At 43.2% G+C, this 16,274-nt stretch carries 10 protein-coding genes; 4 read left to right on the top strand and 6 right to left on the bottom strand.

The window, feature by feature from the left end:
• Window positions 1-37 precede the first annotated feature (37 nt).
• The gene (recQ, locus tag BLV86_RS13615) at window positions 38-2,416 is read right to left on the bottom strand and encodes a DNA helicase RecQ (protein ID WP_242873316.1); all 2,379 of its coding nucleotides are present in this window, start codon (window positions 2,414-2,416) and stop codon (window positions 38-40) included.
• A 275-nt stretch (window positions 2,417-2,691) separates the two neighbouring features.
• On the opposite strand from recQ, the gene BLV86_RS13610 reads away from it, so the two are divergent.
• Complete coding sequence (locus BLV86_RS13610) at window positions 2,692-3,420, top strand: GNAT family N-acetyltransferase (RefSeq protein ID WP_090818487.1); 729 nt, start codon at window positions 2,692-2,694, stop codon at window positions 3,418-3,420.
• 46 nt (window positions 3,421-3,466) lie between these two features.
• On the opposite strand, the gene BLV86_RS13605 is transcribed toward BLV86_RS13610, so the two are convergent.
• Window positions 3,467-4,867, bottom strand: a complete 1,401-nt coding sequence (locus tag BLV86_RS13605) for an ATP-binding protein (RefSeq protein WP_090818483.1) — start codon at window positions 4,865-4,867, stop codon at window positions 3,467-3,469.
• Window positions 4,868-5,214: 347 nt separating this feature from the next.
• Here BLV86_RS13605 and BLV86_RS13600 point away from each other — a divergent pair, with 347 nt between their 5' ends.
• Window positions 5,215-6,882, top strand: a complete 1,668-nt coding sequence (locus BLV86_RS13600; protein WP_175456563.1) for an autotransporter outer membrane beta-barrel domain-containing protein — start codon at window positions 5,215-5,217, stop codon at window positions 6,880-6,882.
• A 345-nt stretch (window positions 6,883-7,227) separates the two neighbouring features.
• On the opposite strand, the gene BLV86_RS13590 is transcribed toward BLV86_RS13600, so the two are convergent.
• From BLV86_RS13590 to BLV86_RS13575, 4 genes are all read right to left on the bottom strand, one after another.
• A complete protein-coding gene (locus tag BLV86_RS13590) occupies window positions 7,228-7,623 on the bottom strand; it encodes a hypothetical protein (protein WP_031550263.1) in 396 nt (131 codons plus the stop codon).
• Window positions 7,624-7,662: 39 nt separating this feature from the next.
• Window positions 7,663-7,926: a DUF1294 domain-containing protein gene (locus BLV86_RS13585; RefSeq protein WP_175456562.1), complete on the bottom strand. Its 264-nt coding sequence runs from the start codon at window positions 7,924-7,926 to the stop codon at window positions 7,663-7,665.
• Window positions 7,927-8,007: 81 nt separating this feature from the next.
• On the bottom strand, window positions 8,008-9,933 hold the full coding sequence (locus tag BLV86_RS13580; RefSeq protein WP_090818477.1) for a carboxylesterase family protein: 1,926 nt from the start codon (window positions 9,931-9,933) through the stop codon (window positions 8,008-8,010).
• Window positions 9,934-9,936: 3 nt separating this feature from the next.
• On the bottom strand, window positions 9,937-10,788 hold the full coding sequence (locus BLV86_RS13575; RefSeq protein ID WP_090818474.1) for an SDR family NAD(P)-dependent oxidoreductase: 852 nt from the start codon (window positions 10,786-10,788) through the stop codon (window positions 9,937-9,939).
• A gap of 266 nt (window positions 10,789-11,054) precedes the next feature.
• On the opposite strand from BLV86_RS13575, the gene BLV86_RS13570 reads away from it, so the two are divergent.
• Entirely contained in the window at window positions 11,055-14,159 is a 3,105-nt protein-coding gene (locus BLV86_RS13570; protein WP_090818471.1) for an amino acid adenylation domain-containing protein, read from the top strand.
• Window positions 14,146-15,504: an MATE family efflux transporter gene (locus BLV86_RS13565; RefSeq protein WP_090818470.1), complete on the top strand. Its 1,359-nt coding sequence runs from the start codon at window positions 14,146-14,148 to the stop codon at window positions 15,502-15,504. The genes BLV86_RS13570 and BLV86_RS13565 overlap by 14 nt, the downstream gene beginning before the upstream one ends.
• Window positions 15,505-16,274: the final 770 nt, after the last annotated feature.

Below are 16,274 nucleotides of genomic sequence, written 5' to 3'. Positions count from 1 at the left end.
TACAGATTGTAACCGGTCGAGAGTTTTTTCATCATTTTCACTCAACATAATGCTGAACCAAAATACTTTGTATATCAGGCGAATATTTCAGAACGTGGTACTCATTTCCTTTTTGACTGATTCTGTCTTCAACGATCACACCAAGTTTTTTTCCTTTTTCTGTCGGTATTTTTGAGTATGTATCGTCTGAATCAAAATCACCTGATATGATACCTTCCTCCAGCAAAATCTCTGTGAGTCTGGTAGCAGGAAGCCTTTTGACATTTTCCCGCTCACATATCCGGTTCATCTCATCGCGAATTTCCGATACCGTTTTATATCCGTCATAATTATAGTTTTCAGCTTCCTCCGGAAAGAGACTGAATTCCTGCTTGGTTTCCTTTTTTCTGACTTTCGAAACAGAAACCGTTGTTTCCTGTTCCGGTAAAACCCTGTCGGTAAGAAGATCTGGATATAATTCAGTATATTCCCTGATAGTCTCTAGGAACCTCTCACCGTACTTTCCGAATTTATGATCACCGACACCCGAAACTCTCAGCATTTCCATCTCTGACATCGGTACCTTTACTGACATTTCGATCAATGTCTTGTCATTAAAAATGATATAAGGCGGCATGTTTTCTTCACGTGCAATCTCAAGTCTAAGCTCGCGAAGTTTGTCGAACAGCTTGAATCCTGAGGATGTAAGTGAATTGATTCCGACAGATTTCTTCTCTGTCTTTATCTTAACAGCCGGACGCTTATCTTCATCTGTGATCTTTACAAGAACCCTGTTCTCGGGATTTTTTAGCCTTTTTATATCCCCCATTTTCAGAACCTGATATGCACCGACCTGAAGATAACCTTCGAGGATAAGCTGCTCCACCAGTCTCAGGAGAAGGCTTTTGTTTGACGATGAAAGAGCTCCGTAGGATTTATATTCATCTGCACCTATCTGCTTTAGTCTTGCGGTCTTTGCTCCCAATACGGCATCAACGATGATAGTTCTTCCGAATCTTTCCTTTGCCTCGTAAACACAATTGATGATCTTTTTTGCGGCCTCGGTCATATCGATGGTTTCAAATTCCCTGAGACAGTTTCCGCAATCACCGCAAGGTTCCTTTGGCTGCTCCCCGAAGTATTTAAGTATATAATTTCGAAGGCACTCCGTGGTATAGCAGTACCTTTCCATGGACTGCAGTCTCTGATTATCCCGCTCCCTTATGTTTTCAAGATCCATGGGATCAATGTCGGTTGTTTCCTTTTTCTCCAGCAAAAATTTGTTAATGACTACATCCTGCGCCGAATACAATAGGATACACTTTGACTCAAGTCCGTCTCTTCCCGCTCTTCCGGCTTCCTGATAGTAGTTCTCCATGCTTTGGGGCATATTGTAATGGATGACGAATCTTACATTGGACTTGTCTATGCCCATTCCGAAAGCATTGGTGGCAACAATGATACTTGTATAATCATAAACAAAATCATTCTGCATTTTCTTTCTGTCTGTTGGATTCATACCGGCATGATATTTGCCAACGGATATCCCTTTTTTGAACAGCATCTCAAAAACACTGTCTACATTCTTTCTTGTAGAACAGTAAATGATTCCGCTCTCACCCGGATGGTCTGCAATGAAATCCAAAAGGTATTTATCTTTGTCTTTGGGCTTATCCACCTGGAAGAAAAGATTCTCTCTGTCAAATCCCAAAACCAGAGTATAGGGATTCCTGAGTACCAGGATGCATACTATATCTTCCCTGACGTTCTTTGTGGCAGTTGCCGTAAAAGCACTGATGATCGGTCTCTCATCAAGAAGCTTTACGAACTCTACGATCTTCATGTAGCTTGGACGGAAATCCTGTCCCCATTGGGAGATACAGTGGGCTTCATCTACTGTAAGCATTGAAATCCTTATGGATTTTGCAAGATCTACAAACTCATCTGTCATGAGACGTTCCGGTGCCACATATATGATCTTGTAAGCCCCTTCTCTTACACTGCGTAAGGTTTCATAAAAGTCACCTCTGGAAAGGGAACTGTTTATGAAAGCAGAAGGTATCCCGGCTTCGTTCAATGACTTCACCTGATCCTGCATGAGAGAAATGAGCGGGGATATGACCAGAGTAATCCCCGGCAAAAGCATTGCCGGAATCTGATAGCATACAGATTTACCGGCACCTGTGGGCATAACCGCAAATACATCCTGCCCCTTAAGAATGGAATCTATGATTCCCTTCTGGCCCGGTCTGAAATCATCATAACCGAATAATGTTTTCAGTGCCTCTTCGGGAGTTTTGAATTTCCTTATGGCCGGAGGATCAATGATATTTGAGGATGCCTCGTAATAATCCTCATAGTCATCCTGCTCTTCATAATCTTTTGCCATTTCAAACAAACTATTCCATTGTGAATCATCTAGGTCTCTATCGTTCATCCAATCGGATCTCCTGTTATTGAATATAGTCAGTACAACCTAATCAAAAGGTAGTACAGAATTAGCCTATTATTCTAAGCCGTTAGAATCATAACATAGCTCAACAGATTTTCATATGGTCTGAATTCAGACCATATAGTAGCGGAAGATTTTATACTTGCAGCTTTGATGTATAATTATCAAAAAAGGGTTCAGAACCGATGGTTCAAAGGAAATATCGGATGGCATAAAAAACGGGAAATAGCGCTGATGGCGATTATAAATGGAGTAGAACAATGGAGCTGTTGAATTACGATGGAAAGCACGTCCGCCTTAAGGACATATATGGTGAAACCTATACAGGCATAGCGGGATACGGCGGGTATGAGTTCCTGATGCACGAGTACGGTGGAGATGAAGACGGACTTTTCATAGAGGACAATCTTATTTACAATTCGCAGATTGCCGCTATAGATGAAATTGAGGTACATGGTACTGTTGAATTGTGGACAGAACGGCTTACCTTGCGCAGATACCATCCGGAAGACGCTGGGCAGCTGCACCAGTATCTGGGAAAAGATCCGGCGATGTCCCAATACTCAGGATGGAATCCTTATGCTACGTTGGAAATGACGCAGGAAACAGTGCGACGGTTTATCGCCGATTATGATGATGAACACACCTATTCGTGGGTGATGGATATTGACGATGTCGTGGTGGGAACCATCGGAGCCTACGATTATCAGGATGACCGGATCGAAATCGGCTTCAGTATTGTAAAGGACTGGCAGGGGAAAGGCCTTGCGACGGAGGCTTTGAGAAAAGTACTGGAGTATCTGACGGAAAATGAAGGAATTCCCTGTGTGACAGCCTGGTCCGCATCTGAGAACATCGGATCGTGCCAGGTGCTTGAAAAGGCAGGAATGCATCTTGTTCTCACTGAGAAAGATGGTCTCACGGTTGGCGATAGAAAATATGACAAGCTCATATATGAGTATAGGAGTGTATTTGACCCTGTATTATAAAAAAGTGTCCTCAGGCTTTTTCAGCCTGAAGACACTTTTTTAAATTTCAGTCTTCAGGAACTTGCAGATTTTTGACCTCGACCGGTGAAATAATATTGTCTTTAATATTTCGTTCGATAAATCCTATCGCATACAAAGGAAATGTGCAGAACCCCTTACCTTCACCAACATTGGTGTCTGCAAATTTTATGGCCGGATGAACACCATATTTTTTTTGATGTTCAAGAACAAATTTCATGCTTGTTGCTCTATTATTGGTTGCTTTGCATTCAACTATGGTTGTTTCACCTTCCTTTTCGAACAGGAAATCTAATTCCGGAGAACCACTGGGAGCATGATAATAATACAACCCTATACTATTTGCGGCGAAGGCTGAAGCAACCATATTTTCCGCTATTGCACCTTTATAGGAGCTGATGTCCCCGGCGAGAATTTTCTGAGGCAACTCATCACCGAGCTGTGACACCAATAATCCGGTATCTATGAAGAAAGCCTTAAATTCTTTAGCTATCTTAACCCCTTCAAGAGGATATGAAATCTCCAGGGTATTAAAAGAACGAACAACCAAACCTACATCCACCAGATATTGCAATCCATCTGCTTTCTCAGGAGAGTTTCCTTTAACATTAACAAGACTATATTTAAACTTCTTATATTCCTTTGACAGTTGTGATGGCAAGGAATCGAGACAGGCTTCCGCTCTAAGCTTTAATACTTCGTTTATCTTGTCATTGCCTTCTGAGTTTTTATATCTTCCAAAATCATCTCTTATTGAGCTTAGAATTCTTTTTTGAATGCTTTTCACTAAATTTAAGTCATGAGTCTCAAAGAAAGAATTCACTGCTTCAGGCATACCACCGACGATAAGATACTGTAAATACAGTGATCGCAGACTTTCGTGTATGGTCTTTTCAACACTCTCATGTTTCTTAAAGCATTTGGAAACATATTCCATGATCTCGGGACTAATGCCGGTATTGAAGAGAAATTCTTTAAATGTGAGTGGATACATATCCAACTGCTCTTCGTAGCCCACAGGAATTCCCCTCACATAGGGTTCTCGAAATCCTTTAACACCCAAAAAGCTTCCGGTAGCGATAACATCATACCTTCCATCTATATCCCAATACTTTAGTGAACTTCTGGCATTCGGGCAGTCCTGGATCTCATCCAATATCAGAAGAGTTTTTCCGGCCACAAATCTGGCGGTGGTATCTACAGCGGTTATAGACATTACCATCCTGTCCACATTGAAATCACCTTCAAAGGCACTATGTATCGTTTGATTGGCTCTTAAATCTATGTATATACAATTCTCGTAGAATTCCGCTCCAAACTGTTTTACTATGTATGTCTTACCTGTCTGACGTAATCCCTTGATAACAAGGGGATGATGTTCACGGTTTTTCCATTCTTTTAATAAGTTATAAATATCTCTTTTCAGCATGAAACCACCTCTCTTGTATTAAAGTATAATCAATACATTTACATTTTTCAAAGGATATACAGGGATATTTTTGATTTTTTTCAAAGGATAATAGATATTGAATTTGATTTTTTTCAAATGTTACATTGAATAATTGCATACTCAAAAATACCAACAGAAAAAGAACATCTTCGAAAGGGAACCGCTTTATTAAACGATCAGATAAATTTCAGACTCATTTAAGCTTTTAGGGGTATTATGCGTCATGTAAGAAGTGAATATCAGATCCTACAAACACTTAAATCGTTATGGATCAGATCACACAACGTCCATATGGGATTCATCCCAACAGAAATGAGGATACTACTATGAAGAAGAAAATACTTATGCTTATGGCAGCATCTATGCTTGCCACAAATGTTGTTGGCTGTAGTGCAGGGACAGAAATTCCTGTTGCTTCATCGGAAGGTTCAGCGGAGAACACCGAAACATTAACTGAATCTGATACAGAAGCTGACACTACAAAAGCTGAGGAGGCTGCAGATAAGACAGAAGAAAAAAACACCTACGAGAACAGCGAAGATGGCGGCCATGCCATACATGCAGACGGCGAAGACATTAGCTACGAAAATATCTCGGTAAATAAGACCGGCGAATCCGGAAGTGAGGAAGCTGATTTCTATGGTGACAATGCTGCCGTATTTGCTGAAAACGGCGCAACCTTAAACATTAAGAATGCCGAGATCACAACCGATGGCGGGCATGCCAATGCTGTCTTTAGTTACGGTGAAGGCACCACGGTCAATATTTCCGATTCTACCATAAGAACCAACTCCAACAACTCCGGAGGACTCATGACAACCGGTGGCGGAACCATGAATGCAGAGAACCTCGACATCATCACCCAGGGTGGATCATCGGCGGCTATACGTTCTGACAGAGGCGGCGGAACTGTAAACGTGGACGGCGGTTACTATGAAACCAACGGTTCCGGTTCTCCGGCTATTTATTCAACAGCTGATATCACAGTAAAGAATGCTGAGCTTGTTTCAAATGTGGCACAGGGTGTTGTTGTGGAGGGTAAAAACTCTGTCACCCTTGAAAATGTCAACATGACTGCAAACAACACAAAGAAGAACAGCAAGAAATCCGATGTTTACCAGGCTGTAATGCTCTACCAGTCAATGTCCGGCGATGCCGATGAAGGCACTGCTGTATTTAAGATGACAGGCGGATCACTCATAAACAAGAATGGCGGTATATTCTATGTTAACAACACAACTGCCGAGATAGATATCGAAAATGTTGACTTCACTTATGCAAGTGATGACTTCCTTCGCATCGAAGCCGCCGGCTGGGGTTCCGAAGGCTCAAACGGCGGACAGGTTACATTCACTGCAGCAAAGCAGGCATTTGAAGGTAACACTGTTGTCGACAGCATTTCCACCCTCAATATGTACCTTAATGACGGCACTCTTTACTCAGGTGCTATCAATACCGACGGTGCCGCAGGTGCGGTTTACGTAGAGATTTCCGAGGACTCCACATGGAAGCTGACAGGTGATTCATATATCACAAGCCTTTCCTGTGATGAAGATGCCATCGACCTTAACGGCTTTACACTTTATGTTAACGGAACTGCATATGAAGAAGGAACAAGTTCAACCGGAACAGCCGTTGAAGCCTACAAGAGTTCTTCTTCCGACAGGAACGGCAAGTCAGGCAAGGCTGAAAAACCCGACATGAAAGATAAATCCGGCAAGGGCGAAAAAGGATCCAAGCCTGATGGCGATCATGCGAAGTCAGGCAATAGTGAAAAACCTTCAGGAAAGCCATCCGGAAAACCTGATGGTAACAACTCAAAATCCGAAAGCGGTAAAAAGGATTCAAAGGCTGACGGCAATCATTCGAAATCTGAAAACGGCGAAAAGCCTTCAGGAAAACCTGACAGAAAGCCCGGTACATCTTCTGAGTCCGGAGATCAGTCATCAGCTAACAGTGATAAAGCAGCTCAGGATAATTCTTCAAAGAATTAATCCGTGAAACAATTCCATCTTTTTGCAATTTCTCCTACCTCAGTTCAAAAAGGCGGTTCCCTTTCGGGAACCGCCTTTCTCATATTCTATTCACTTTTAATTTAATTTTTAAATCATACCTTTAAGCAGCGTGAACAGGATGGCAATCACAATTATCGTGAAAATAATGTGAATGACTTTTTTGGTGATTTTATAAACTACAAAGCAACATAACAACATACAGATAAGCGCTGGTGCGATTCCCATACCTGTAGAATCTGAAATATTTGTTGCTGTATCACTAATTGTTTTACTTAAAATGCTTAATTGCATTATGTTGATTACCTCCACTAACTATTCTCGCTCTCAGGATTCTGGCGTATTATTTTCTCTCCTTTTGCGCCTCTGTTCCCGGTTGTTTTTTTCAGATTCAAAAATCTCTACCGCCGCATCCGTGAGTTCATCCGGCCATACTTTACCGCTCGAGATAACATTTGCCCATGGACATAGTTTCTCGTAATCGTGATCGAATACTACCGTATATGGTGGGCCGCATCTGTCATCCACATCCATATACAGATGCCTTCCCTCAGTGATCAGCTTATAAACATCAATTTCTCTTGCGCCATCTTCCAGCTGATCATATATTTCCTTTGTGATTTCATATAAATTGTAGGCGCCCGGTCCACCACGTTCGGCTGTATAAAGATTTCTTTCTTCATCATAGCAGGCTTTCCAACCTAATCCTTTTTTAAATTCCATGATCATCCTCCTTACGACATGCTCCAACGGTTAAAAGTATTATTTCTTTAGAACTGTAATCAATATAATCTGCAGAATAACTATCGCCGGTATACCATATCTAAAATACCAATGCCTGGTTTTATGATGGAAAAAATGCATCCCGAAAAATGCTCCGACACTGCCTCCGATTACCGCCACAAGAATAAGCTCTTTCTCACTGATACGCCATTTTCCTTTTCGTGCCTTTTCCTTATCGATACCGTACAACAGGAAGGCAATGACATTTATCACAATCAGATATGGAATTGATACATCGATCATTGTTAACGTATTTCCTTTTTATAATCACTGATTCATAAAACCTGGTACCATAATTCCCTGACTGCCTACGTTGTTGTGGGCTTAATCACACATGATCTTTCCGTCCGATACGGTAAGATCCTCGGGAAATGCCTTCCATTTAAGCGCATCAACCCCCTTGATCTCGTTAGTATACAGCTGCATGGACTCTCCTTTTATAAATTTGAGTAAAAATGTCTGAAGTATCAATGACAAATCTTTGTTCATCACACTGCCATACATACGTAAAGCCTCACTGTTTCCCAGGAGTGTCGCCACTGCATCAACCGACCCCGAACCCAGCTTTTCGAGTACCGGTTTCTCATCCCAGTACATAACATATACTCTGCTTCCGCCCTCGGAAAGACTTACCGCAACCCGGTAAATACTAAGGGCGAGCCACTCTTCTACAAGCTTTGACTTTGTATCAAGTTTAGCTGAAGCATCCGCCTGTGTCCGGATATATTCCTGTACCGCATCAACTATCGGACCATTAATGCTGCTTTTGATCTCGGACATAGTTTCGGATATAAGAACTTCATAATTCTTTTTCCCGACAAATGAGCGAAAAACTGAAGTTTCATTACTGGGAATGCCAATGATGAAATCTATGTCTGAAGCATATCCTTCCCGATAGGCATGGTACAGATCAGCAGGAAAACATGTTCCGTCGCAGACAGGTCCGCAAAAGTCCTTCCAAAGCTTTTGTGATGCATCCTTCAATGATCTCGTATCAAGCCGGACAAGCTCATCCATCGTCTTTGTACTTGTCTCTTTTAACAGATTCTCTGCCAGGATTCGTGATCCGTCCGGCGTGTCATATACCATTTCAGGACTGCCAAAAAATACAAAAGCTTTATTAAACAGCCCCGTAACACGCTTATCAGCTGTGAGCATACAGATAGATGCCGCTCCGGACTCAAATCCAATTACCGAAATCTTTTTAGGATCACCTCCGAATGCAGCTATATTTTCTTTGATCCATTTAAGTGCCGCAATCTGATCAAGAAGCCCCAGATTTAATGCGTCAGGGTAAGCCTCTCCTCCCGGGACAGTTGAAAAATCGATAAATCCGAATATACCAAGGCGGTAATTGAAGCTGATAAATACAACATCCGGATGGGATCCGGCATAGTTGTAACCATCAAGCAGTGGATTGGCAGATCCTCCACAAGTAAAATCACCATGGTGGAACATCACAAGAACAGGCTTTTTTGCTTCCGTCTTTTTTGCTCCGGTAAAGATATTTAAATAAAGACAGTCTTCACTCTGCCTGTGAAGCTTTAAGATCACTCCACTATGCTCGACCTGTATGGCCGAAGCTCCGAAATTTACAGCTTCAAATACATTCTCCGATGAAGGAAGCGATTCGGGAGCCTTCCATCTGAGTTCACCAACCGGTGGCTTTGCATAAGGAATCCCAAGATAACGGATTACGTTCTTTTGCTTTTCTCCGATGAAGATACCGGTTCTTGTCTTTACTGCGCAGTCTTTATCGTATTCACCAGTTATAGCCCGGTTCTGCATGTTTGTTTCTTCGATATCTTCTTTTTTCACATCGAATATAAACCCTTCACTTCCATCCCCGTAAAGCTTTCGGATCTTCCGTATGTGGTATGCACGTAAGAGAAGATTTATTACAAAGCCGATAACGGGAAGCCCGATGACAAATGCGGACTCTTCCATTATGTAAGCAAGCATTGATACACCCATCCATCTTACAGAAATACACTGGGCAGTCACAACAATCAGAAAGATCACCACAAAAGTAATGACACGGTTTATTGGCTTTTTCTGGACAGCCTTACTGAAGACGATTGCGCTTATGAGCTCTTCAAGAGCAATTCCCAGAACAAAGCATGCCGCTATACATGCGGGTTGCGGCCAGCCAAGAAGGTATGCGATGTTTTCGCCAAAGCCATAACCAAGCGCAGCAATTAATGCGACCATGAAATCATCAATAGTAAATAATCTTTTCATAATAATCATAAATTACAGTGCTTTTCCACCGGACACCTTTATCACCTGTCCAGTGATCATTCGTGCCTGTTCGCTTGAAAGAAACAGTATGGTTTCCGCAATATCCTGTGGCTGTATAAGTTTTCCCATAGGAATCAGAGGAATGACCACCTTTTCAAAATCCTCATCTATCCATCCGGTTTGAGTGGGTCCAGGAGCAACACAGTTTACTGTGATTCCATATTTTGCTACTTCAAGAGCAATGCTTCTGGTCAGAGCTTCCAATGTTGCCTTACTTGCACCATAAGTGATCTGACCTGCAAAAATCTGGGCGGCATCGGTAGAGATATTGATGATTCTTCCATAATCACCATGGTGCCTTACAAATTCCCGGATCATCAAAATACTTCCACGAACGTTAACTGCAAATGTATCATCAATCACATTTTGTGTAATCGTTTCGATCGTGTCACATCCGGTTTCATCATCAGTTGCAGCATTATTCAGCAAAATATCTACCCGGCCATATTTTTCTATGGCTGCAGAATAGATATCCTTTACCGCTTCCTCATTTGAAATATCACTTTCCAAAACAAGGTAGTCAGCATTCATTTCCTTAAGTCTATCTTCCACCGCTTCTGCGGTTCCTGCATTTGCTCCGTAGTATCTGTCTGCGCCGTTTTTATCCATCTTTGCCGCATCAAATGGTCTGAAGACTTTTTTATAAACCAGGACAAGCTTTGCCTCTTCACGGGCAAATGCAAGCGCAGTCGTCGCTCCGATTCCCCATGGGTTATTGGCTCCGGTAATTATTGCTACTCTGTCTTTTAGGCCGTAATCTACCATATTGTCACCTCTGGAAACCACGTTTTCTATATATGCCATAACTCTTTTAACAACACTATAATATCACAGATTTTTCCTGACCGGATAAATCCTCCGGTTATCATTAAAGCTATAAGAAAATACCCTTTTTTAAAAAAATGGCATCTTCAAACTCCCTTATGGGCTGTCTCTTTAGATAATTATAAGAATAATGCTCTCCTGTAAAATTGACGGAAGGTTGACCACATTGGTATCATGTTATTATCTCGGGCTAAAAAGCCTTGAAGTATTGTGCGTGTTTAAATCAGAAAGGAATTAGTTTCACTATGACAACCATAAAAAAGAATGAAACACAGTCCCTTATTGAACGGACAAATCAGACAGATCTGGTTTTTCCTTTTATTCCGGTATCCGAACAGATCCATGCTCACGCGCTTCTCTCGCCTGATAAAACTGCAGTTATCTGCATGGGAAAAGCACTCAGCTATGGCAGGCTGGATTGTCTCTCCAACATAGTAGCCAATTTACTTATCAAAAAAGGTGTTGGCCGTGACGTTCTGGTAGGCATATTGCTGGAACGTACAGAATTTGCCTATGTAGCGGAGCAAGGCGTGTTGAAGGCACACGGGGCTTTTCTTCCCTTTACTGTTTCCTATCCGGATGAACGAATTCTGTTTAGCATGGAAGATGCCTCCGCCACCATTCTGCTGACAAGCAGAAACCTGTGCGAAGAACGGACGGCTCTGTCCGAAGGCGGCTTTGAAGTCCTGGCTGTGGAGGACATCCTTGAAACACAGACTGATGACACCTATCCCTCGGCGGAGGGAATCGCGTCCGGCGATCTGGCCTACTGCATCTATACCTCCGGCTCCACTGGACGTCCCAAGGGCGTCATGATCGAACAGGGAAATCTTGCTAATTACGTGCATCGAAACGAAAAATCCGTTGAAATCATGCACTACGCCCAACCCGGCAGCATCACACTGGCGATGGCCGCATTCTCCTTTGATGTTTCGATCGTGGAACAATTTGTACCGCTATGCAATGGGAATACCGTGTGCCTTGCGACATCAGAGGAAATCCATGATCCCTTCCTTCTGGCAAAGACAATCCAAGACAACCACGTCAACGGCATCACCTGCACCCCAACGTTTCTCTCCAATATCGTGGGGATACCTGCGTGCGCTCAGGCGCTCAGACAGATTGAGTTCTACGATGTCGGTTCGGAGGCCTTCCCGAAGAATCTGTACATGAAGCTGCGCGCCCTGCGGGAAGACAGCGTGATTATGAACGTATACGGACCGACCGAGTGTGCCATGGGGTGTGCGGCCGTCGTAATGAGGCCGGATGAAGAGGTTACCATTGGTGGCCCCATCGTTAACACGCAATTCTTTGTCATGGATGCCGATGGAAACAGCCTTGACGTCGGTGAGAAGGGCGAGCTGATTATCTGCGGAGCCTGCGTCGGGCGCGGCTATGTAAATCTGCCGGACAAAACAGCTAAGGCATTTTTTACCTATCGAGGTATGCGCGCCTATCACAGTGGTGATCTCGCCTCATGGACGGAGGACGGACGTATCTGTATCTTGGGTCGAATCGACAATCAAGTTAAGCTGAGAGGCTTTCGCATCGAGCTTGACGAAATCGAACGTGTCATGGGCAGCTACCCCGATATCAAGGGTAGTGCCGTTAAGCTCTGCCATGGCGACACGGATTACCTTGCGGGTTATATTACCTCTGCGGATTCAGTCAATCTGGACGAGCTAAAGGCCTTTATGGGCAAACGACTGCCGGATTACATGATCCCGTCGGTCATTATACAGATGGACAGACTCCCGGAGACTGTAAACGGTAAGGTAGACAAAAAGGCTCTTCCCGATCCACAGCCAACTCAGAATGAACGGAATGTGACCGCTCCGCGGAATGATACTGAGCGCATGCTGCTGGATACCTTTGCTGAGGTTCTGAACCTGAAGCCTGATCAGATCAGTGTAGAAGATGATTTCTTTGAGCTGGGCGGAGATTCGCTGCGAAGCATGGTCCTGACTTCAAAACTTATGGATTACGGCGTGACCAGTGCAGACATCTATTCGCTGCGAAGCATCGAACGCATCGCCGCCATGCTTCTGAAAACGGAAAAAGGGATGAGTCTGGATGAAATCGAAGCACAGGCGCGGAAAAAACCTCACTATCTCAGCGCCATGCAGACAAAGCTTATTGATTATCAGTTTGCAAAGACCCATTCCACTATGTGGAACAATATGTACTATCTGTTCCGCTTTAATCGAAAGATAGATCCTGAACGCCTGCGGAAAGCGGTCAATCAGGCCATTCATCATCATCCTGCTCTGTCGATGAAAATTGGATTTGACGAGCAAGGGGAACTGATCCAGACCTATTGCCCGGATATGCTTCCCGAAATTCAGTTTGAAACGTGCACCGATATGGACATTATCCACATGAAGGACGAATTGGTTAAGCCCTTCCCTATGTTCAACTCACCACTGCTGCGGGTACGCATGTTCCTTACCGGACGATACAGCTATCTCTTCTATGATGTCCACCACCTGGCAATGGACGGGGCCTGTATCGGTCTAATCATGTCCAGTATAGTCAAAGCTTATCACGGCGAGCCGCTACCCCCCGACTATTACTGTGCATACCTTAACAATGAAGACAATATTCGCAAGTCGCCGAAGTATCTGGAGGACAAGGATTATTTTGAGAAAAAATATGACGGATATGACTGGTGCCATATTCCCGAACCGGATAGGGAGGAATCCGTTCCCACGGCGGCAGGCCGCGTAATCCGTTTCCCCTTTGACGCTTCTGATCTTGAGGAGGCTGAAAAACGGCTGAACACCACAAGAAGTGTCATAGCTATTGCTGCGGCCATTTTAACCCTGCATGAGACCAGCGGCAGGAATGACATCATGACCAACTGGATCTTCAACAATCGTCTCGGCAGCTTTGCGTCCGATTCCGTAGGAATGCTGATAAAAAATCTGCCGGTTGGTGTCCACATGAATCAGATACACAGCCTGGAGGAGCTGATTGTCGAAATAAAACGGCAGGTAGCGGATGGTATCTCCCACTGCAGCTATGACTATTTTGCCGCTCAGGATTCCGCATTTTACAACGATCCTATGGAGGTTAACTACCAGCAGAACATGAATGCCGACGAGCTTGCATCTCTGTATCCATTGCAGATTGAACTGGAAAACCGTCACCATGCTCCCGGTGCGCGTCTGGAGTTGGAATTCCTGGAAAACGACGATAACAGCGGCCTTTTTGATTCCGAAATAGAATGGGCTGCCAATTGCTTCTCGGAAGAAAAAATACGAGATTTCCATGACCGTTATATAGACCATTTTGAACGTATAGTGCTGGAAGGTGCAGACGAGTGGGAGGAAAAAGATGAAAGAGATTAAGCTATCCGATCATTTTACCTACACAAAGCTGCTGCTCTTTGCCATGCCGACCATCGGCATGATCTTGATCTCCATAACCTATGATGTGGTTGACGGTTACTTTGTCTCAAACTACATAGGCAAGACAGGTTTTTCCGCTATAAATATCATCTATCCATTTCAGCTGCTTCTGTCCATGGTCGGCTATATGTTCGGTTCGGGAGGAAGCGCGCTGATTGCAGCTGAGCTGGGCAACGGAAAGCCGGAGAACGCCAATCGTTATTTCACCGCAATCATCAAGACAGCGGTCATAATAGGTGTCTTGATGACCGTGCTCGGCATATGGTTTTTGCGCCCGGTAGCAGTGCTGATCGGCGCAACACCGGAGATTCTGGAATACGGACTTCCTTACGGCCATACCCTCTTCCTGTTTCTGCCCATCATGATTTTAGGTTACACCTTTCAGAGCATCCTGATCACAGCTGAAAAGCCGAAACTAGGATTTTACATCTCTCTTGGGAACCTGTTCAGCAATCTGTTGTTCGATTGGCTCTTTGTGGCCGTTTTTCATTGGGGAATGGTAGGTGCTGCCGTAGCCACCGGAATCGGTGCCTGTCTGAACGGCCTGATTCCCCTGATTTACTTTGCAAGACCGAATTCGAGTTCCATTCACTTTTGCAAGGGACGAGTTCAGCTTATACCGCTTTTGAAAGCCTGTGGAAACGGATCCTCCGAGATGGTTAATGACATGTCGACATCGCTGATTTTTGCCCTTTACAATTTTCAGCTGCTCAGAATGCTGGGCGAGGATGGTGTTGCAGCTTATGGTGTGACAATCTTTGTCGAGGGGATTTTCGCCTCTGTATTTTATGGTCTGGCAATGCAAACCACCTCCATCGTAGGTTACCACTTTGGCGCGCAAAATTACCCGGAACTGAAAAACCTGCTGAAAAAGGGACTCATACTGAACATTGTTTTCGGCATGTTGATGTTTGTCCTGGCACGGGTCACCGCGCCTGCGATCTCCAAAATTTACGTCGGCTATGATGAGACGGTCTATAGACTGTCAATCCACGCACTGAGTATGTATGCCTTTGCTTTTCTGCTCCAGGGCTTTAACGAATATGCTTCCGCTTATTTTACCGGACTCAATAATGGATTAGTATCCGGGCTCCTGGCTTTTTTCAGAACCTTTATTATTCAGACGGTGTTGATTTTAGTCTTGCCTGAGTTTCTCGGTACAGACGGCTTATGGCTTGCTCAGGCGGTCACAGAGCTTTTGGCAGCTATGATTGCGATTTTTTTCTTTATCACACGCAAAAACGAATACTGCGGCCCCTCACCAGAGCTATCGAAGAATCGTTAACTGAATATGTAAGCTTGCTGCTCATAAAAACAAAATTGTCGTATTCTTATTTGATAATGGACCAGGGAGACGGAAAAATGCTATTTGATATGACTTTTCCGTCCCCCAGGCTCATCAGATCTGCCCCATCACATTAACCATTTCGATGGCTCCTACAGCGCAGTCATAACCTTTGTTTCACGCAATGGATAAAAATGTTTCACAGTTTTCTTAAACACTATATATTGTATCATGAACCTTTTTAATATCATTATATTGTGCTTTGATTCTTCTTATTCTCTTCAATATTTCTATGTTTCACGCTACTGTCATCCATCATTTTACGCTAAATATTTTATAAACTTTATAATTATTTTACATTTATAACATATGTGTTTAATTATATTCAGAACGCTCGTTTGTGAACCGGGTTCAAACTTGTCACATCTCTCTTCTCTATTATTATATATATTTATTTGATCACTATACATTTATATTACTAATATATTTATTTGAAGAAAATCTGTTTGTAATATATTATTCGAATATTATGTTGCAGACATAGAGATTAAAGGTGAAATAATCACATCGTCATTCAGTGTTTATTTAATCTAAACTTATCATATTTATATTGATCAATTTCGAATTCATTTTTGTGTTAAAGTTGTTTTGACTCAATATCCGGCAAACCGAGTGTGAACCGAGTTCACGAACGCATGTTCTTGAACTCGGTTCACATAGTTTAGTCGATCACCTACCTTCACTCATCCCGAAATATAATTAAATCATCA

The organism is Oribacterium sp. KHPX15, assembly GCF_900107835.1.
In the GTDB taxonomy this organism is placed as follows: Bacteria; Bacillota; Clostridia; order Lachnospirales; family Lachnospiraceae; genus Oribacterium.
Note: the sequence above shows the minus strand (reverse complement) of the source record. Positions and strands in the feature narration are given on the sequence as shown.